This is a genomic window from Segatella salivae DSM 15606 (assembly GCF_000185845.1).
GTDB classification, from domain to species: Bacteria; Bacteroidota; Bacteroidia; order Bacteroidales; family Bacteroidaceae; genus Prevotella; species Prevotella salivae.
Window position 1 is genome coordinate 970,790 of sequence record NZ_GL629647.1, and the last position, 20,941, is coordinate 991,730.

Here is a 20,941-nt window from a genome sequence, read left to right on the forward strand (position 1 = left end):
CATAGATGGACACATATTATTTCTCAGAACTCTCCCTGATTTTAAGGATCATAGGAACTATTTCCTTATAAATGTGCTTGTCACCTGCAAGATGTCGAAGCAACAATTCACAGCTTTTAGAGCCCTGTTCATGTGCCTGGTCCATGATAGCACTAAGCTTTGGTGTCACAAAAGCAGCCGAGTCGCCATCTGTAAAGCCAATAATTGCCACGTCATTCGGTATTTGAAGACCACATGTTTTGATAGCATCAAAGGCCGCATAAGTAAGGATATCATTGAACGCTAGAATGGCATCAGGGCGATTTTCACGTTGAAGCAACTGCAAAGTTGACTGCCGTGCCTCGTCGAAATCAATCTTTCCACAACACACCAAGTCACGATCTATCGGCAAACGATACTCTCGTAAGGCTTCAAGATAGCCGTGTTTGCGGCGCTTTACCATGTCAAGATGGTTTGGCCCTCCTATGAAAGCTATGCGCCGACAGCCTCGTTCAATGAGATGAACTGTGGCTTCTTGTGCCGCCTCTGCACCATTACCAACAACCTGAGAGAACTTCTCCGGTAAGCAAGTTCGGGCGAAAAAGACCACAGGAATGCCCATATCATAAAGCTGAAGATAGTGTTCATACTCGACCGTATCTTGCGCAAGACAGGCTATAATGCCATCAACGTGCAAAGAAAGAAAGTTCTCTACCGCCCGCTCTTCACGCAGATGGCTTTCATGACTATTTGCACTGACAACAGAATAACCATGGCGTGAGGCGTAATCTTCAATGCCATCAAGCACTGAAGCATAATAATGTGTGACGAGATTGGGCACAATCACCCCAATCACACGCGCCGCTTCTTTGCGTAGACTCTGTGCAAAAGGATTCGGACGATAGTTCATTTGCTTGGCCAAAGCCTTCACTTTCTGTCGCATCTCCTCCCCTACTTCATGACTACCACGCAGTGCACGTGACACCGTAGCTATGCTAACACCCAATGCTTGCGCTAAATCTTTCAATGAGGTTCTATGTGGCTTCATGACAAAATCATTATGTTTTTGAAAAAGATTTATTCATTTTGCTTGATGACAAAGATACAAAAAAAATGAAAAATGACAATAAACATCTGCAATAAAATAAGTAATCACAATGCAAAATAACTCCTATTTTTATTTGAAAAACTGCTTAAAAGATAACAAAACGGCAAATATAAACGCAAAAAACATGGCACATTTCCTCATAAGATTGTAACAATTTGCTTAGCAACACCATCAAAACGTGGTATCACATTATTAAACTAAGGACGAAAAGTCATGCGTTTCTTTCACCTCACAAAAAGAAAAACAGACAAATAATGAAATGTTTTACGACATAAATTGTAAAGAAATATAGCCTAAAAAAGAGGAGTTGAGAAGAAGGCAATTAGAATAAGAGGAAACGAAACCTTAGCCTTTCTGGTATGAAATCAAATAAACTTTTCCTTCAAAAGACGGATAACATGATATAAACTGACTCATATCATCTCACGAAACGCCTGTTATCACATCGTAAACACCCACAAATTACACGATAATTCAAGCCATATTACTACATAAAACCATAGGAACTACAATTATTACCATAATATTTTTCATTGTATTTTCCATGATTTCACCTATCACTTTGATAGTCAGCATCTTACTAAACCGCTGTAAAACTGCCGTATTCTGAAATGAAAAACATTTGGTTTTGAATAGCTTAATCCTGAGCAAGCTATTGTAAAATAATATCAAAACTTTTATATTGAGGTCAAAAGAGAATGGCGTAAGGCCCTATTATCAAATATAATATTCTGCAGAATCTATCAACCCAGCCCGCAAGGCATATTTCGTAGCCTCATGAATCGTGTTTACTCCAAGCTTACGAAAAATGTTTTTACGATGCGTATTGACGGTATGAAAGCTGGAAAAACGCTTTTCTGCTATCTCACGCGTAGTCATTCCGAGTGCTATATCCTTTAGAATCTCGGTTTCAGTAGGCGTCAGTTTCACGTGTTCCAATTGAGGTTGTGCTGGCGCAAGTAGCATTTCGGCCATTCGTTGGCATATAAATCGGCGGTCATGAATGGCATAATCGAGGCCAACTCTAATCTCTTGAAGATTACATTCTTTAAGTAAGATGCTAAAACGAGGGGAAGACGACACAAGAACATGTACGAAATCAACACTCAAATCTTCACAGAACAGCACCCAACGCACCTTGGTATAGCGCTCACTCAATATCATCAGTTCAGCAGAATCATTGATATCAAAGAGTGTATAGTCAAGAACCACGACACGATTGGCATCATGTTGCAGCGCAACGAGCAGTTCGGCTTTGTCTTCTATATAGCGTGTGGTGATTCCATTGAAGCTTTCGATGACATACATTAAGCCAGCTCGCGTAATATCTTGCCTATCGGCTAAAAGTATTTCCATTCAAATCCTATTTCCTACAAAGATACATAAAATCATGAAAAGGCAAAAATTGAAACCAAAAAAGCTGATGATTGTATCCAAAACTCTGTCAATCATCAGCCTCATCTATTGCTTAGAAGGTCACACGCAGCATGAATCTCACTCCGTTTTTCTTAGCCGTTGGCAACGAATTATAGTTGCATCGGTGAACAAACTCCACGTGAAGCAGTTTGAAAATATTGTGGATTCCAGCAATAAGTTCTACGTATGGGCGCTTAGGATCCATGACATAACTGCCTGTGGGGAAAGCCCACACGGCAGGATCTCCGCTATTTGCCAACAAGTTTGGATTGTTCTTATCGCTCAATTTCCCCCAAAGTGTCTTCACACCAAGGTACTCTCGCCACTTAAGTTTCTTCAAAAGAGGTATTCGATTGAATAGTTTTCCGTTCAAATCCCAGCTTACATGCAGGCTCGCATAACGGTCATTGAGGAACTCCATGTTATTAATCATGTTGAAAGTCTCGTCTTGTGTGATGTAACTTAAGTTCGCTGCCGGCATGATTAGCAATGGATAAGGCACTTTATTCCATTGAATCCCGGCCTTAGCATAGGCATCTATCTTTCCCCATGAATTCATCCAGAAGCGTTTAAAGATACCCGCTTCCGTAAGATTATAATGATATTGGCCTCCAAGTAGCTTCACTCCCATTGTATGACCGAGGGTAAACACAGGAGCATCTAAGTTTACTGGTATGCGACGTTGCTTCGTATTGATGTATGTTCTGCCCGGAGCAAACTGGAAATTCACGTTAAATTCGGTAGTGCGAAGATGGTCAACAGAGAATAACAAGGCTCCCGCGGGCTTATCTTCTTCAGTCTTTACGCCAACGATAGACCGCAATCCACCTTCTGACTCCCATTCAAACTGAAGCTGCTGGCGGTTATAAAACATCATCTTATCTACCTTTGCCCACTTCAAAGCCGTGAAAACATTATCCTTATCTGTATGCATGAACTTATCAGAAGGCGACATAATATCATAGGTAGAGGTAAAAGTCAGCGTGCGTTTTGGGAACTCTCGTGGCAAATAGTCTTTCTTATTGAATGAATAAGTGAGTTCACCTTTATAATAATTACGTCGACTTCTCCATCCATGTGCATAGTAACCGGAAAGGAACCAGTGTTTATTGAGGTTGGCAGTTGTCTGTGCACTCACACGTGTTCGAAGCCCGTCAATGAAGTTAGAAGTAAGCATTGTGTTGACAGGACCTATATCTACCTTGCTGGGATGATACATATCGCCTGTTTCTACAAAGTTTTCGACCAATGCTTTGCCTGCAAACAAAACATACTTAAAGCCATTAAGTTGTTCGATTCGATGGATAAAGGCCGACATTCCGTCTTCACTCTTCGTGAGTTCTACCGTGCGATATTGATTCCAAAAGGCTTCATCGCGCATCATAGCATTGGCTTCTCGTCGAGTAGAAGCCTTGCCTTTGAAGAGTTGTTTGGGCAGTTTGTCGAAGGCATAATCACTTAATCGTGTCGTGCGTACTACCAAAGCTTTCGACAAGAACTTAGCAACCTTCAGTTCAACCACCATATCATCTACGCTCAACACCCACTCTCCGTTTGGCAATTTGGTGTATTCTTGCGTCAAAGTAAGGTCGTCTATAAAGTTAACATCACTGCGTTTGGGAATTGACAGCACGCATTTCTTGAGGTGAAGTGTTGAGTCTGCCAGGATATATAAGTCACCTCGGAAGCCAAAGTCTTGCTGATTGTTGGGTAAGAACTGCAAATGATAACAGAGATTCTGGTCAACATAGACCGTGTCTTCTATATAATAACGATAGAAAGAGATAGCATCCTTGCCGATAGGACTTGTGAATGGATGCTGCAATAGCCGCACTTGATTGTCATAAAGGTCTACATCGGTGAAGACATCTTTGAGCATCGTGTTGATGATATCTCCCGTTTCCAAGAATTGATTGATACCCGTCGACTGTTGCCCCATAATGATATCCTTCTCACTTTTTGGGTCTTTGCGATATAAGTGTTGGGTGACGGTCTCGTCAACCGATAGAGGGAGAATCAGTTTATGATTGTAAGGACTCGTTTCTATTTGGTCAATGAGCCATTGTTTCTTGGCAAAAAAGCCACTATCTAAATCCGAAGGATGAATATCATTGACTGCAACAGTTATCTTTTGATACTTATTATATTGATAGAAGTCATGGTTGTTGAGGTCTGTTTTCTTCTTTGCGGCAATGACACGACGCATTAATTCGACCGCAGGATTATCCTTTCGGCTATACCGATTGCGCCTACTCTTGACAACAACGCCTTTCAACGTGCGCGTGTCGGGTTTGAGTTTAACATTCAAAAAGGCTGCAGAGCCTTCCTTGATTGTATATTCTTTGCTCTGATATCCTACGGCACTAATCGTTAATAACCATCCATCGTGACGGTCAATTGTAAATTGTCCGCGTGCATCTCCACTCACTGCGATTTGATGTCCCTTATAAGTTGCACTCGGATATAATATGGTATCCCCAGTCTGTGCATCTATTACAACGCCTCGAATCTGTGCCATTGCAGAAAAAGATGCAGCAAAAAGCACTAAAAGAACGAATATATATCTCCTGAAAATCATATCTTTATTACCTTATTTATATTGTCGTTAGCTAAAGAAGTTGGGCAATATCTGTGATAATTTGATTGGGAAGCGTTTCATCATACTGCTGATTGGTCCAGTCTTCTCCCTTAAACCAAATGGTATGACAACCGATTTTATGAGCCGGTTCAATGTCTTTATAGAAGCTATCTCCTACGACTGCGACCTCTTCGGCACGTAAGTTTAGTCGCTCAACACCAAGCTTATAGATCCTCGGATCAGGCTTTCTAATCCCTACTGCGGCACTCTCTATAATATCATTAAACAGATAATCGAGTCCAAACTCTTTCAAAACAACACCTACATTGCCATAAAAATTGCTCACAAGTACCATTGGATAACGCTCATGAAGACGCTCCAACACATCACGACTATGCGCTGTTGTCTTCACAACTTGGGCGTAGACATCTTCTAAAAGCACCTGATGTAAACGATTGAATGACGTTTCATCAATGTCCAAAAGCCCTTTTTTGCAGAGATATTCAAACTCTAAACGCAACTTAATTTCTAAGGTTTTACGAAACGTATAATCGTGCTTTATCAAAGGAGAACTACCTAAAGTGCGCTCTCCATAGACGTAAGCGTCTCGGAAATCGGATTCACTTATGGGCACGTTTTGACGCTCATAAGCATGCCAAAGCACTTTTCCCCAATGCTGACCTGCCGTATCTAACGTTGCGCCATAATCGAAAATATAACCTTTTATCATTGTCGTTAACTGCAAAGAAACATTATATTAAGATAAAAACACTATGCCATCTCCTTGTAAAGTTGCTCACATAGCTGCTCATGTTCATGGTGCATGTGAACATACATGGCACTCATGATGATGATTTCAAATAGCGGATACACCCAAACTTCATTCGTTAGACACGCGATATAACAGACAATAGCGCGCAAATTGAATGTAAGCAGGTTGGTATACTTCATCAATGGGCGTGAGCCGGCAAGGAAACGGCGACGCAATTCGTCGTCTTTTGAGCTTGCATTCCACTTCATAAAGAACTTCTGAAAGGCTGGAGTTCGCTTCTCTTGGCTATGACAATACTTCGCATAATTACTGTAAAAGAGTCGATCCCAGAATGCCCCGTGCTTGGGAAGTGCCTTTAAGATCTCTGTTTGTTTTTGGTAACTATCGAGTTCACTGCCTTCCTTTCCCTTTAAAAAGAATAGATGTATCTGCCTATAATAATCGGAAAGAGAGCTTTGAGGAGCATGACATAGAAATCCAGCAACGCTACATAACACCCAACTTCCTATGCCCCAATGTACGTCTGTGAATGGAATCTGTTGATGATATAAGCGTAAAGCTATCGCAACATAAATGAAAAAGAACCACACATCGCCTGAAAAGCCATCGAGCATACGCCCAATGAGTGTTTTCTTTCCCGACAAACGAGCCATCTGTCCGTCTGTAGAGTCACAGAAATTTGCCAGCATCAGCAACACCATCCCTATCAGATTATGTTGCAAATCGGTATAATAAAACATGCAACCTGCCGTTGCTCCAAGGAATATTGAGAGTATAGTTATCGCGTTAGGATGTACATTTAACCGATTCCATAGCAAGGCGAAGACGAGTCCTATGGGTCGAGTGAAGTGCACATCTAACCATTCTTCTGTATCGTTGGACTTGAAAGAAGCCTGCAATAAGGCTTTGAAATTACTCATATCTGACTGTTTATTTTGTTCTTTATATAATGAATGATGGCCTCAGATGCTTCATTTCGACAGCGTGAAAAGCTGGGCCAGTCGTTGAAATCAATGATATAGAATGCTCCTGAGGCTGTAACAATGGCGTCACCTCCATAGACTTCCACACCCGTAAGCATTGAAACACGTTCTGCAATGGCTTGTAAAGCATCAACATCAAAGTCATAATGATGTGCTTCTCCATTCCATTTTTCATCTCCAAACTTAGATATTCCATCATCATTCGGATAATAATATCGGAAGAAACCACCGCTAACACCATAGAATTTGACGAGATCGCCTGGGATATGTGCCTGAACTATCCAATTCGTTACACCGCGAATAACAAATGAGGCCTGTTGATTGGCCAGCGCTGCACGGTCTTTACAATAGACAATATCAGCCTTACTTTGAGCTGACATGTCTCCTCTTTTCAGCCAATAACCCTCTTTTCCTTCTGAATCGGGAATGGGAAGCCCCTCTATTCTCATAGCTTCGTTGAGCCAACCGCGTTCACATCGCTCCACACTATAGGCCGAATTGATGACCAAAGCACCTTCTTTCTCCTTCTCTTTCAAAAGCTCAAGTGTCGTCGAATGACGTGCCATCGAGATGTAAACATCGGCATTTTCTTCGCTCGACAGCATCTTTTCATCAATCATTTTGATTGAATCTCCGAGCCCATCAAGCACTTGTTGCAAAATCATTCGGTCTTTTTCGACTGAATTAGGCGAGAAGATTGCGTCGCGTTTTATACCTACTATTTTCATCTTAAAAATGCTTCGGCCTTACGAATATCATCTGCATGGTCGACATCCATTATCTTAGAGAAGCGAAAAGCCTTTAATTTTCGACCATCACGAATTAGCCCTCGCTGAAAGTTTCGCATGCGACTTTCATCTCGTTGCATACATTCTTGAAGTGTTTGAAAGGCATTTGACGCCAAGCCATATATGCCTCCAGAAATAAATTTGCATGTTCCTTCAACGTTGTTATCAAGGAAAGCCGTGATGTTCATAGCCTCATCCGTTTCCACATAAAGTGGTTTCTCATCGTCAATAAAGTCAGTAACCCCCATCACTCCATCTTCTCCGTCTGCCAACTGCTGCTGAAAAGCATGGAGAAATGCGTCAAACTCCTCTTCTTTGAATATCGTATCAACAGTTGTTAGAACGAAAGGAGCCGGTTTCATGACTTTACTTAACTCATAAAAACTATGCATTGAGCTTGGCGTTGTCTTCACAATGAAGTTCAAAGGGATAGGTCTTCCTTCGAGACCATCCTCTTCTATGTGCATCAAATGACGGCTTACATCCGATGTTAAGGCGTTACATATCACCGAGATTTGGTCGGCATCATGGTCTATAAAGATATGAATCAAACGATCAATCAGCCGTTCATTGTTAACCTTTACCAAGGGTTTAGGAGTCACAATCCCTTCTTGTGCAAGCCGAGAACCTTCACCTGCGGCTATAATTGCATAATTCATTTCCTCTTGTTTAATACTTCTTATATGCTGCAAAAATACATATTATATATGAAACTGAGAAAACTTTTATTTTATATTTTGTTTTTTGAACGCTGGAAATGACGAAAACAACGGAATGAAGGCAATAAAAATTCAACCTGTCATCAAACAAAAAGTATTGTCATCTACTATAAACACAATGCTAAAACATCGCCTAAAACATTATCCCCTATGCGATTCTACCTTGCAACTAAGCCAATAGCAATGCGCAAAGAAAATCTTTTCATTTGCTATTGCAGCCTCATAGAAAAAACATTATCTTTGCCCTCATTATTCAACAACTATTAATATCAATCATTAAACATTACGCTTATGAACACAACTATGCTCGTTATTATTATTTTATGGTTTCTCGTTGGTGTGGGAGCTATGATATATATGAAGACAAAAGGACTCGGTGCAAAAGGTAGTTATGCTGTAGCCGCACGACAACTATTTAGACAAATCTACCCAGCTCTTGATATTCAGCAGTATGAATTCTTAGAATGTACAAGAACATATAGCGCTGTTGAAGTGCGCATCCCTGTGCTTATCGCTTATAATTCGAATGAATTTTTCTTGATTCCTGCAACACGTAATCTCACAGGTACCCAGCTTAATGCCCCCGATTCCTATGTAGACAGAAACGAACACATCCCACTTTTGGGCATTCAACAAATCGGAATCAACGACAACGGAACAAAAATGGCCTTCGTTACCAAAGGTAAAGAGACGATATTGAACTTCAGTAAACGCAACACTTTCGGTGAAGATCAAAGCCAAAAAGTTGCAGAATTCTTGGCAACCATGACTGAAGCTGCCAATAATTAACAAGTTCCTGAGGGCTGAAAAATAAGATTTGAACTTTAGGATTGCCTTTATTCAACAAGTCAAATCCTAAAGTTCAAACTTTAATCAATATGATTTAATGCTTCAAATGCTTACGAACAAGCTCTGAAACTGTCTTTCCATCGGCAGCACTCCACTTAGCTTTCACTTCTTTAATCACGTTTCCCATCTGCTTTTGTTCAATGCCTTCAGGGTATGAAGCGACGATAAATGCTTCGATTTCTTCGTCTTTTGGTGCTGCAGGAAGTAAGGCTTCAAGAATCAAATACTCATTCTTCTCATTCTCAGCCAAGTCATTTCTACCTGCGTCAGCATACACTTTTTCAGACTCTTTGCGCTCTTTTACCATCTTACGGATTATCTGAATCTCTGCTGAATCGTCTAAGGTTTTGGCATCTTTTGCCGTACTAAACTTCAGGAATTCACTTTTTAGAAGACGATAAACGGCTGCTTTTTCTTTCTCACCTGACTTCATTGAAGTCATGATCATCTTGTTAATTTCCTCGTTATACATACACTTTAATATTTAATTTTGCAATCATTGCACCTTACAATGATTGCAAAGATAGGAAATTATCAATGAAAACACACAATTTTTACTATGAAGATAGTTAAACAGTAGTTTTATTTGATGTTGACATTAAAAAGCTCTTTTGTCCTCTCACCACGCGTATCATTATGCTGAATCCAATGTTTGCACGTGCCTTTCAATACGACATCGCCCGTACCATCTATGGTTGTAGTGACCGTTCCGCAATCTTTCACACGAACACGGATATCTCCTGTGCCATCAAGCGATAGCACTGCACTCGGCACTTTGACCATAAACATCTTGATATCTCCCGTGCCATCAAGAGACGCTTTGACTGACATGGCTTCGAGATACCCAACTTTTAAGCTGCCCGTTCCATCGACTTCTCCTTTGAAATTATCGCAGATCAAGGTATCAATTTGTAGGCTTCCAGTCCCCTCAAGAGAAGCTTTCAGTTGGTCGGTATCAATCTTTTTTGCCTTAAAATCGCCTACACCTTCGTTCTCAACCTCCACAAGATTGGGGCTACTTAGATAGACCTTGACGCCTTGACCAGCATTACCAAACAACTTAAAACTATTAGATCCGACTGTTGTTATAACGAGTTTATCGCCTTTAAAATCTACCCTTGTAGCCTCAACTGCAGCTTTCGAGCCCACAATTCGAATGCTTAAGGAATCTGATTGCGTATAGATGACATCACCAACTAAACCCGTTTCAATCTTTGAAAAATATTTATTTTTAATCAAACGCGTAATTTGTTGCCCCGTGGATTTACCCTCCATCCTGCGTATATCGTTTGACGTAATGCCACAACTCGCCATTGTAAGGAGGCAGAAAAGACTGAATGTTAATAAGAAGATACGTTTCATAATCATCATTTTAATTATTAATTATACCACTTAGACGCAACAAAAATAAGAAAAGTTGCAGGAAAACAAGAAAAAATAAATATTAATTCAAATAACCAATAAAGAAAAAATAAAACACAGCTACAATCACCTGACAAACAGAATGAGCTTTTATTCATATACAGAACGAATTTTCTTCCGAAACAATATCCTATAAAACAAAGTTCAATTTCATTGAATTAATAGGCAAGAAAACAAGAAAATATATTGCAGCCTCATTCAGGTTTATTCAAGAAAACACTTCAAAAACCCAGCCGTCAGAATCATCTTAATTCATGACAAAAATAAAACAAACGCATCAATCCACACACTTCTTATCGCAAACTCACACAATTCACCTTGTAACGACTATGATTTTACGCCGTAAAAGCTATCAAATTACACGACAATATGACACAAATCACAACGCAAGAGCTCTGTGTTGAATCACCACTTAGTAAGAGCCTGAGAAACAGGTTGTTTCCATTCATTAGAAGAAAGAGTAACATTCACTGCCTGTTCCATAGCAAAGAATGTAACATACTGAATCAAATTTAAATTCAAGTTGAAATAAATCAACATATCAACACATAGCCTTTCATAAACAAACAACGACCAACAAGCCAAAAGAAATATAGACTTTGCACCTTGATGATTATTCTCTAAGAAAATATTGCCCCACACTTGGTTTCATTTGTCCATAGAATAGCCACCATGAAAAGAGGCAAGACAAATGACCATCCTCGTTGAAAAGTTTTTCAAAATAATCGTGTAAAAACTTCAACTTTCGTTTTGTCTTCTTCACTTTTTTACTATCTTTGCACATAATATATATTGAGACAACAAACGAAATGAGCAATATAGAGCCGACTCATGTACTGACACAGACCGTAAAAGAACTGTCGGAGACCGACACTTTGAAAGGTTTGTGCCATCATCATCATGACGGTTATCCGTTACCTTCAGGCAAAGCGCTTGAAGAAATCGTTGAATTGTCACGTGCAATCATCTTTCCTGGATACTATGGAAAGTCATCTGTCAACACACAAACCATCAAATATCACATTGGAGTCAATGCAGAACGTATGCAAAAGCTGCTTTACGAGCAGGTTTTGGCAGGTCTTTGCTTCGGTGATATGTGTGAGAAACCCGATGATAACAAGTTTATCGAGCTGCGAAAACAGGCTGAAACAATCTCTATAAAGCTTGTTTCCATGTTGCCACACATCCGTAATCTGCTGGCCACCGATGTTGAAGCAGCCTATAACGGAGACCCCGCTGCCGATAGTTATGCTGAGATTATCTCGTGCTATCCCGTCATTAAGGCGCTGACAAACTATCGAATTGCACACGAACTTTATGAGATGCACGTGCCGTTGATACCGAGAATGATTACCGAAATGGCTCATTCTGAGACTGGAATTGACATTCATCCAGGTGCTAAAATCGGTGAATACTTCACGATAGACCATGGTACTGGTGTTGTCATTGGTGCCACTTGTATTATCGGAAAGCATGTAAAGCTCTACCAAGGGGTAACACTTGGGGCCAAGAGTTTCCCCTTAGATAAAGATGGAAAGCCAATAAAAGGCATCGCACGTCACCCCATTTTAGAGGATAATGTGGTGGTATATTCAAATGCAACTGTGCTGGGTCGCATCACCATTGGTAAGAGTTGTGTCATCGGAGCGAATACATGGGTGATGGAAGATATGCGCCCCAAGACTAAGAAATATAAGAAAATAAAGAAAGATATAATAGATATTCAATACAACAATGGAACAGGAATTTGAACTCATTGCCAAGACTTTCATGGGACTTGAACCCGTTTTGGCTCAAGAGCTCACCCAACTGGGTGCCAATAATGTACAGACTGGACGTCGAATGGTGTCGTTTACAGGAGATAAAGAGATGATGTATCGCGCCAATTTCCAACTACATACGGCCATAAGAATCCTCAAACCAATCGCTCATTTCAAAGCCCGCTCGGCTGAAGATATGTATGATGAGGTGAAGAAAATAGACTGGAGTAAATATATTGAGAAGGGAAAGACCTTCAGTGTTGATTCAGTTGTCTACTCAGAAGAATTCAGAAACTCGCGCTTTGTCACATATAAAGTGAAGGACGCCATTGTTGATCAATTCCGTGAAAAGACTGGAATCAGACCGAATATCAGTGTGAGTAACCCTGACATTCGACTCAATATACACATCGCTGAGGATAAAGCAACGCTAAGTCTTGACTCAAGTGGTGAGAGCCTTCATCGCAGAGGATATCGCCAAGAGAGTGTAGAGGCGCCATTAAATGAAGTTCTTGCCGCTGGAATGATACTCATGAGTGGCTGGAAAGGGGATTCTGATTTCATCGATCCCATGTGTGGTTCGGGCACAATCCTCATCGAAGCAGCGCTCATCGCACGTAATATCAGTCCAGGAGTATTTAGAAAAGAATTTGCATTTGAGAAGTGGCCAGACTATGATCAGGACCTCTTTGACCGGATATATAATGATGATTCGCAAGAGAAAGAATTCAATCATCACATCTATGGCTATGACATTGACATGAAAGCGGTTAATACTGCTCGTTTGAATGTTAAGGCAGCAGGTCTTTCTCAGCTTATAACCGTAGAACAACAAGATTTCAAGAACTTCAAGAAACCAGCCGAAAAGAGTATTATAATCACTAATCCTCCCTATGGAGAACGCATCTCAACACCAAACCTTTTGGGTACTTATAAGATGATAGGTGAACGATTAAAGCACGAGTTTGGAGGCAATGAAGCGTGGGTTTTGAGTTATCGTGAAGAATGCTTTGACCAGATTGGTCTTAAGCCCAGCATCAAAATACCTCTTTATAATGGTAGTTTGGAGTGTGAATTCCGCAAATATTCGCTCTTCGATGGCAAGATGAAAGAGTTCAGAGCAGATGGAGGCATCGTGAAAACTGCTGCAGAAAAGAAAGAGATGGCACAGAAACATCGCTTTAAAAAGAATCGGGATTTCACGAAACGACTTGAAGAAGAGAGCAGCAATGAAGAGGGAGATATTCGTAATTTCACTTTCCACAAGCATGAGATTGATGGCTTCTCAGGACGCAAAAAGCGTACAACAAGAGATCATGACGATAGCCATGACAATGAGAACCGACGTGGAAAACGTGGTAATTCTTTTGGAGGTCGTGACGAAAGAAAAGGAAACAAACGATTTGATAAAGGCAGTAAACGAAACGGATTCAATAAAGGAAGATCACATTTTGATGAGGAAGATTAAGCCATGAGAAAGATTTTCACACTGATATTGACAATGGTTGCTGCATTAACTGTACATGCACAAGAATTAAAGCCTTTGACTTTAGAGGACTTAAACTTTGGAGGAACGAACTATCATAACATGGTTCCCAAGACACGTTACACCACTTGGTGGGGTGATGAGCTTGTGCACTTGGATACAGAAGAATGTTTTCTCGTCAATAAATCGACGGGAAAAGAAAGTCAATTGTTTACACTCTCTGAATTAAATCAGTGGAGCGGAATGAAACTTCGGCACCTTTATAACCTTAGTTTCCCTGAAAGTGGAAAGTCATTGGTATGGCTTAATGACGGGAATGAACGCATGTTGTTCGACTGGAAGCACAAAAAGGCAATATGGAAAGGTAATATCAGTATGGCAAAAGGTGCGCAAGCACAAGACTTTAACAGTGTTTCGAAAGCGTTAGCCTACGTAAAAGACAACCAACTTCACGTCATTGATGCACACGGAAACGACCATCAGCTGACCACAGATGGTAGTCGTGAGATTGTTTATGGACAGAGTGTGCACCGCAATGAGTTTGGAATTACGGGTGGACTCTTTTGGAATCACGATGGCACTCGATTGGCTTTCTATCGTATGGACCAAAGCATAGTGAGCGATTATCCACAAGTTGACATTCCAGAACTTGACTGGAAACCTTCTAATGGACAAAGCCGCATGGCCAAAGCAGACCCAGATAAATATCCCATGGCTGGTGAAACCATTCACAAAGTGACTGTAGGCGTGTTTGATTTAGCTACAAACAAGATTACATATCTTGCCGCAGGAGATCCCACTGACCGTTATTTCTCGAATATAAGTTGGGCACCTGACAACAAAACGCTATACATGTTTGAACTTAATCGCGACCAAAACGATTGTCGTTTGATGAGTTATAACACGATTACGGGACAGCCAATAGCGGAGATTTACCATGAGACGGATTCAAAATATGTTGAACCTCTCCATCCGATTACATTCATTCCTTGGGACAACAACAAGTTTATCTTGTGGAGCCAAAAGGATGGTTACATGCATCTTTACCTATATAATAAGGAGGGAAAAGCACTTCGTCAGCTCACAAAAGGAAAGTATGTAGTCCTTGATCTCTTAGGTTTCGATACCAAGAACAAACGTATCTTCATCGAAAGTAATGCTTGTAGCCCAATACAAAAGAATCTCTTTGCGATTGACTTTGCGTCAGGAAAGCAAACACTTCTTGACGTAAATGGGAAAGGATGGCATTCAGGCAGCTTGAGTAAAAGTGGTAATTATATTGTTGATAATTATCAAACACCGGATATTCCCCGTAATATTGCGATTGTAAATACAACAAACGGCAAGTCAATTAGCTACTTTATGGCGACTAATCCATGGCAAGGCTACACTGTTCCAACGTATGAATGCGGCTCGATTAAGGCAGCTGATGGCGTAACAGACCTCTACTATCGAATGGTTAAGCCTCTAAACTTCAATCCAAACAAGAAATATCCCACCATTGTTTATGTCTATGGAGGTCCTCATGCCCATAATGTTGATGCACGATGGCACTATAGTAGTCGTGGATGGGAAACCTATATGGCCGAACACGGCTATCTTCTCTTTATCTTAGACAATAGAGGAAGCGAGCACAGAGGCAAGGAATTTGAACAAGTTACCTTTAGACATTTGGGCCAAGAAGAAATGAAAGATCAGATGGAAGGAGTCAAATTCCTAAAGTCTTTGCCTTATGTTGACGCACAACGCTTAGGAATACATGGCTGGAGTTTTGGTGGTTTTATGACTATTAACCTTATGACGACCTACCCAGATGTATTCAAAGTCGGCGTAGCGGGTGGCCCAGTAATCGATTGGAAGTGGTATGAAGCCATGTATGGAGAACGATATATGGACACGCCTGAAGCCAATTCACAAGGTTATGCAGCATGTAGCTTGCTGCCAAAAGCTAAGAATCTTAAGGGAAAACTTGAGATAATCATTGGTCTTAACGACCCCGTTGTCGTACCACAGCATGCTTTTTCTTTCTTGAAGGCATGCATAGCAGCAGGAACACAGCCTGACTTCTTCGTCTATCCAGGCGAGCCTCACAACATGAGAGGACATCAGAGTGTGCATCTGCACGAACGAATCAGCCAGTATTTCTTTGATTATTTAAAATAGATTCCAATCATGAGACTATTATTATTGGGTGGAGGTGGCCGCGAACATGCCTTAGCATGGAAGATAGCCCAAAGCAAAAAGTGTGATAAGTTGTATATTGCTCCGGGCAATGCCGGCACAGCTGACTGCGGAGAAAACGTCAACATCAAAGCTGATGACTTTGAAAAGTTAAAGGACTTTGCTGTTAATCACCACGTCGATATGGTCGTTGTAGGTCCTGAAGACCCTTTAGTTAAAGGGATTTATGACAACTTTAAACAAGATAAACGCACGCAAAACATCCCTGTAATTGGCCCATCTAAAGCCGGAGCTGTACTTGAAGGAAGTAAGGATTTTGCTAAAAACTTCATGCAACGGCACCATATTCCAACAGCAAAGTATAAGACATTTGATGGTAACAGCCTTGAAGAGGGACTACGATTTCTTGAAACTTTGCAACCACCTTACGTCTTAAAAGCGGATGGTTTGTGTGCAGGAAAAGGTGTTTTAATACTCCCTAATCTTGAAGAAGCAAAGAAAGAACTCCGTGAAATGCTTGGAGGAATGTTTGGAAATGCCAGTGCACAGGTGGTCATTGAAGAGTTTTTATCAGGTATTGAGTGCAGCGTTTTCATCTTAACTGATGGTAAACACTACAAGATTCTGCCTGAAGCTAAAGACTATAAACGTATTGGTGAGCACGACACTGGACTGAATACAGGAGGCATGGGCAGTGTTTCTCCTGTTCCATTTGCAACCAAAGATTGGATGAAAAAGGTTGAAGAACGAATCATCAAGCCTACTGTTGATGGATTATCTCACGAAGGAATAGACTATAAAGGCTTTATTTTCTTCGGCCTCATCAATGTTAATGGTGAGCCAATGGTTATTGAATATAACTGCAGAATGGGCGATCCCGAGACAGAAAGTGTTATGCTTCGTCTGAAGAGTGACATCGTAGACCTCTTTGAAGGCGTTGCCGCCGGTGACTTAAATCAAAGAGAAATAGCGTTCGATGAACGTGCTGCAGTCTGTGTTATGCTTGTTAGTGGAGGCTATCCTGAAGCATATAAGAAAGGCTATCCTATCACAGGAATCGACAAAGTAGATGGAAGTATCGTCTTTCATAGTGGTACTGCCAGCAAAGATGGCCAGATTCTAACGAATGGTGGGCGTGTCATTGCCGTTTCATCTTATGGGAAAGATAAAGCCGAAGCCCTGCAAAAGAGTTTTAATGAGGCTCAAAAAATTCAGTTTACTGACAAATATTTTAGAAGAGATATAGGCAAAGACCTTTAAATGGCAAGTAAAAGAAGACAGGAAAGAATAGCAACAAGCAGACTAACACTGCCTATAACAGTTGTTTATGGCATTGTTATTGCATTGGCTGCAGGCACCATTCAACAAGGGCTTTGGGTGCAAGCAGCCAGCCTTTTCATAGCAACTGAAATGATTGCAATACTCAACAATCGCTATTCGCTCATCAGAGTGTATAGTCGTATGCTATCATGCACGTATCTTTTGCTATCTGCGATGGTGTGTTTTCGAACGAGTTCGACAGATGGAACGATTGTAACGCTCTGTACTATTGCCTTCTACCTGTTCCTGTTTCAAGCCTATCAAAATCGTTATGGGGCTGCTTCTATCTTCTATGCCTTTACGATGATTGGCATTGCGAGTATCTTCTTTGTAAAGATTCTCTATTTCGTTCCCTTCCTTTGGATAGCTCTCATAGGCTTCATTTTAGCCTTTAGCCTACGCACTTTCGTAGCCTCAATCTTGGGATTACTATTCCCTTATTGGTTTGTTACAGGCTATGCAGTCTACACCAACAGCCTTCCGAAGTTGTGGACACACTTCTCCGATCTCGCTGTTCTATACGATTTCAGTTACTATCATCAAGTAACCGAACACCAAATTGTTACATTTTCATTCATTGCCATACTTGGATTAGCTGGTATAATCCATTTCCTTCGCAACAGTTATAAAGACAAAATAAAGACCAGAATGTTCTATGAGACATTCATAATGATGCAGGTTGTCACGATGATCTTCATCGTCTTGCAACCCCAACTCTATGGTTTTCTTATTCACATCATGATTATTACGACAGCAATATTATTCGGACACTTCCTCGCTTTGACGCGAACGTGGTTTACAAACATTGCATTCCACGTTGTCATTGTATTGATATTGCTGCTCACAGCCTATAATTTATGGATTCCATCATTGCTTTTTTAATTGATTGGGGCTATTTAGGTATGTTGCTATCTGCCTTTCTTGCAGGTAGTTTTTTCCCTTTCAGTAGCGAAGCAGTCATGTTAGGTTTGCTTGCTGCGGGACTGAAACCATGGCCTCTTATACTATATGCCACTGTAGGAAATGTGTTGGGCGGACTCTTCAACTATGCCATTGGACACATGGGACGCATGGATTGGATAGAGAAATATCTGCATGTCAAGCCAGCAAGTCTTCAGAAAGCACAACGCTTTATGGCTGGAAGGGGCGCATGGATGGGCTTCTTTGCCTTTCTGCCGATTATTGGAAGTGCCATCACTATCGTATTAGGTTTGATGCGTTCCAACTTGCTTATCTCGACAGTTAGCATCACAGCAGGAAAGTTTGCACGTTATGTTATCTTGGCTTTCTCGGCAATTACACTGACCTCTTGCAGCTTTTCGTCTCCTAAAACCAGTCAACAAATCACTGTAACCATAGAGCCTTTGCGATACTTTACAGAGCAAATTGCTGGCAATCGCTATAAAGTTGTGACGATGGTTCCAGGTGGAATGAGTCCTGAAACCTATGAACCAACAGCCCAACAGATGATGGCCCTCGATGAAAGTACACTCTATATAAAGGTTGGACAGATTGGTTTTGAACGCACATGGATGTCAAAACTCAAAGCCAATGCACCTCATACACGCATTGTTGACACGTCAGTAGGCATCACGCCGGTAAAGACTTTAAATGGTATAATAGACCCACATACATGGATGAGTTGCCGTAATGCCCGACAGATTGCATACAATATCTTCAATGCTTTGAAACAAACGAACGCAAAGGATAGCGCATATTATAGGGCAAACCTCAATAAATTGCTCACAAAAATCAATGCAACAGACCAAGAAGTCAACAAGCTTTTGGCAGGTAAAACAAAAGCGTTCTTGATCTATCACCCTATCCTAACCTACTTCGCTCACGACTATCGGCTTACTCAAATACCCATAGAGGAAGAGGGACGCGAGCCAAGTGCCAACCAATTACAAAGCATTATACGCTTGGCAAAGCAACAAAAGATTAAGACATTATATATCCAAAAGCAGTTCAATAACCGCAATACGGAGATCATTTCGAAAGACTTGAACCTCCCATCTACGGCTATTGACCCGCTAAACTATCATTGGAATCAACAAATGATAACCATTGCAAAATCCTTGAAATGAGTCACCCCATCATCAAATTACAACATATTACCGCGGCATATCCCGAGAAAACTGCACTCAAAAACGTAAATCTCACCGTCTATGATGACGATTATTTAGGGATTATTGGACCCAATGGAGGCGGTAAAACGACACTCATCAAAATCATGATTGGCTTGATGAAGCCGAAAGAAGGACAGATTTCGTTCTATAAAAACGGGCAAAAAACAGATCATATTTGCATGGGATATCTCCCTCAATACACGAATATTGATAAGAACTTCCCCATAAATGTTGAAGATGTTGTCATCTCTGGACTCAAGAAAAAGCTATTTGGCAAGTACACAACTCAACAACTTCAGCAAGCAAAACAAACGATAGAACAAATGGAACTCAATGCACTTAGACACCAACCCATAGGTACATTGAGTGGAGGCCAACTGCAACGAGTGCTATTAGCGCGTGCCATTGTGCAGCAACCTGACGTACTTATCCTTGACGAACCTAACACTTATATTGATAAACGCTTTCAAGAACAGATGTATGAGATGTTAGCTGATATCAATCATCAGTGTGCAATAGTCATGGTTAGCCATGATATTGCTGAGATACTCAATAATGTTAAGCACATCGCTTGCGTTAATGAAGGACTACATTATCATGAAACGACAGACTTACCACAAGAGAAATTGGAGGAACATTTCCTCAAAATATAATTGCGAATAATAGATATTGTAATCTAAAATCATATTCTTCGCTCAGTAAATAAAAGGATATTAAGAACAAAAGACTAATCCGTCCTAAACCAAATAAAATCAAGTGAGGAGACCATTAAAATGTGTTGAAAACGCAATTTTATTGACAAAACAGGACAAAAGCAAGGGCTTTATATGTCATTTTTGTAAGAATTAATACCAATAAAAGCATTACTTGAACACTGATAAAATAGAAAGTAAATCATGCGAATAGTCTAAACATAGATTATTTTACATGATTTCGCAACACCTTTCACCCATTTTTGGACAGTAATCTCTATCAAAACACTCCGTTATTTGCATCAAACAACGCCATGATTTGCGTTAGATTACTCGATGATATGACGCAGATGACAAACCATTTCACCATAAAAACAGGCTGTAAAAAGAGACAAAGTTCATACTCGTTTGATTTTCAATAGCTTATAAAACTCATCTAAAACTCACACATTATCCATTAAAAGTCCCTCCGTATAAAATATCGTCACTATTTGAAAGGCATTGTAAAGTTAAATGATTGGTATTTAGTTGCCTTATAAATCAACAAAAAGTAGAAGATGATGTAAATTCAATAACAAAACAACCAAAACGAGAAAGAAATATCATTTGAGCCATATAATTAAAATATTAGCTGTAAAAAGTAGGATAAAAGGTCCCGAAAGAAGGCAAAAACTTATGGTCAACACTGACATTTCACTGACTAAGCGCTTAAAAAAGTGAAATATAAGCAGTTTATACTCCATTGGAAAGACGACTTTA

The 20,941-nt window shown here is 40.4% G+C and carries 17 protein-coding genes; 8 read left to right on the top strand and 9 right to left on the bottom strand.

The window, feature by feature from the left end; translation table 11 throughout:
- Nucleotides 1–16 precede the first annotated feature (16 nt).
- The 7 genes from HMPREF9420_RS04000 to HMPREF9420_RS04030 all read right to left on the bottom strand — a co-directional run bounded on the left by HMPREF9420_RS04000 (nucleotide 17) and on the right by HMPREF9420_RS04030 (nucleotide 8,283).
- Nucleotides 17–1,027 carry a LacI family DNA-binding transcriptional regulator gene (locus HMPREF9420_RS04000; protein ID WP_007134167.1) on the bottom strand — a complete coding sequence of 337 codons (1,011 nt, stop codon included), beginning with the start codon at nucleotides 1,025–1,027 and terminating at the stop codon, nucleotides 17–19.
- Nucleotides 1,028–1,804: 777 nt separating this feature from the next.
- Entirely contained in the window at nucleotides 1,805–2,443 is a 639-nt protein-coding gene (locus HMPREF9420_RS04005; RefSeq protein WP_007134168.1) for a helix-turn-helix transcriptional regulator, read from the bottom strand.
- A gap of 112 nt (nucleotides 2,444–2,555) precedes the next feature.
- On the bottom strand, nucleotides 2,556–5,081 hold the full coding sequence (locus HMPREF9420_RS04010; protein ID WP_007134169.1) for a DUF5686 family protein: 2,526 nt from the start codon (nucleotides 5,079–5,081) through the stop codon (nucleotides 2,556–2,558).
- Nucleotides 5,082–5,112: 31 nt separating this feature from the next.
- Complete coding sequence (locus tag HMPREF9420_RS04015; protein WP_007134170.1) at nucleotides 5,113–5,811, bottom strand: HAD family hydrolase; 699 nt, start codon at nucleotides 5,809–5,811, stop codon at nucleotides 5,113–5,115.
- 41 nt (nucleotides 5,812–5,852) lie between these two features.
- Entirely contained in the window at nucleotides 5,853–6,773 is a 921-nt protein-coding gene (locus tag HMPREF9420_RS04020; protein WP_007134171.1) for a CDP-alcohol phosphatidyltransferase family protein, read from the bottom strand.
- Nucleotides 6,770–7,564, bottom strand: coding sequence for an ATP-grasp domain-containing protein (locus HMPREF9420_RS04025; protein ID WP_007134172.1), 795 nt, complete (start codon nucleotides 7,562–7,564; stop codon nucleotides 6,770–6,772). Before HMPREF9420_RS04025 ends, HMPREF9420_RS04020 begins: the two co-directional genes overlap by 4 nt.
- Nucleotides 7,561–8,283: a nucleotidyltransferase family protein gene (locus tag HMPREF9420_RS04030; RefSeq protein ID WP_007134173.1), complete on the bottom strand. Its 723-nt coding sequence runs from the start codon at nucleotides 8,281–8,283 to the stop codon at nucleotides 7,561–7,563. Before HMPREF9420_RS04030 ends, HMPREF9420_RS04025 begins: the two co-directional genes overlap by 4 nt.
- Before the next feature lie 351 nt (nucleotides 8,284–8,634).
- Between HMPREF9420_RS04030 and HMPREF9420_RS04035 the strand changes: the two genes are divergently transcribed.
- Nucleotides 8,635–9,132: an RNA-binding protein gene (locus tag HMPREF9420_RS04035; protein ID WP_147625608.1), complete on the top strand. Its 498-nt coding sequence runs from the start codon at nucleotides 8,635–8,637 to the stop codon at nucleotides 9,130–9,132.
- A 94-nt stretch (nucleotides 9,133–9,226) separates the two neighbouring features.
- Here the strand turns inward: HMPREF9420_RS04035 and HMPREF9420_RS04040 are convergent, their stop codons facing one another.
- The gene (locus HMPREF9420_RS04040) at nucleotides 9,227–9,664 is read right to left on the bottom strand and encodes a GatB/YqeY domain-containing protein (RefSeq protein ID WP_007134176.1); all 438 of its coding nucleotides are present in this window, start codon (nucleotides 9,662–9,664) and stop codon (nucleotides 9,227–9,229) included.
- A gap of 110 nt (nucleotides 9,665–9,774) precedes the next feature.
- Nucleotides 9,775–10,554 (bottom strand): GIN domain-containing protein, encoded by a 780-nt coding sequence (locus HMPREF9420_RS04045; protein WP_147625610.1) that lies wholly within the window; start codon nucleotides 10,552–10,554, stop codon nucleotides 9,775–9,777.
- Between the two features lie 869 nt (nucleotides 10,555–11,423).
- Here HMPREF9420_RS04045 and epsC point away from each other — a divergent pair.
- The 7 genes from epsC to HMPREF9420_RS04085 are packed head-to-tail and all read left to right on the top strand — an operon-like array spanning nucleotide 11,424 to nucleotide 20,143.
- On the top strand, nucleotides 11,424–12,365 hold the full coding sequence (gene epsC / locus HMPREF9420_RS04055; RefSeq protein WP_007134180.1) for a serine O-acetyltransferase EpsC: 942 nt from the start codon (nucleotides 11,424–11,426) through the stop codon (nucleotides 12,363–12,365).
- A complete protein-coding gene (locus tag HMPREF9420_RS04060) occupies nucleotides 12,349–13,842 on the top strand; it encodes a THUMP domain-containing class I SAM-dependent RNA methyltransferase (RefSeq protein WP_007134181.1) in 1,494 nt (497 codons plus the stop codon). Before epsC ends, HMPREF9420_RS04060 begins: the two co-directional genes overlap by 17 nt.
- A 3-nt stretch (nucleotides 13,843–13,845) precedes the next feature.
- On the top strand, nucleotides 13,846–16,023 hold the full coding sequence (locus tag HMPREF9420_RS04065; protein ID WP_007134182.1) for a S9 family peptidase: 2,178 nt from the start codon (nucleotides 13,846–13,848) through the stop codon (nucleotides 16,021–16,023).
- A gap of 9 nt (nucleotides 16,024–16,032) precedes the next feature.
- Nucleotides 16,033–17,301 carry a phosphoribosylamine--glycine ligase gene (gene purD, locus HMPREF9420_RS04070; protein WP_007134183.1) on the top strand — a complete coding sequence of 423 codons (1,269 nt, stop codon included), beginning with the start codon at nucleotides 16,033–16,035 and terminating at the stop codon, nucleotides 17,299–17,301.
- Nucleotides 17,302–18,243: a hypothetical protein gene (locus tag HMPREF9420_RS04075; protein ID WP_007134184.1), complete on the top strand. Its 942-nt coding sequence runs from the start codon at nucleotides 17,302–17,304 to the stop codon at nucleotides 18,241–18,243.
- The gene (locus HMPREF9420_RS04080; protein ID WP_007134185.1) at nucleotides 18,219–19,448 is read left to right on the top strand and encodes a metal ABC transporter solute-binding protein, Zn/Mn family; all 1,230 of its coding nucleotides are present in this window, start codon (nucleotides 18,219–18,221) and stop codon (nucleotides 19,446–19,448) included. The genes HMPREF9420_RS04075 and HMPREF9420_RS04080 overlap by 25 nt, the downstream gene beginning before the upstream one ends.
- Nucleotides 19,445–20,143 carry a metal ABC transporter ATP-binding protein gene (locus HMPREF9420_RS04085; RefSeq protein WP_007134186.1) on the top strand — a complete coding sequence of 233 codons (699 nt, stop codon included), beginning with the start codon at nucleotides 19,445–19,447 and terminating at the stop codon, nucleotides 20,141–20,143. Before HMPREF9420_RS04080 ends, HMPREF9420_RS04085 begins: the two co-directional genes overlap by 4 nt.
- Nucleotides 20,144–20,941: the final 798 nt, after the last annotated feature.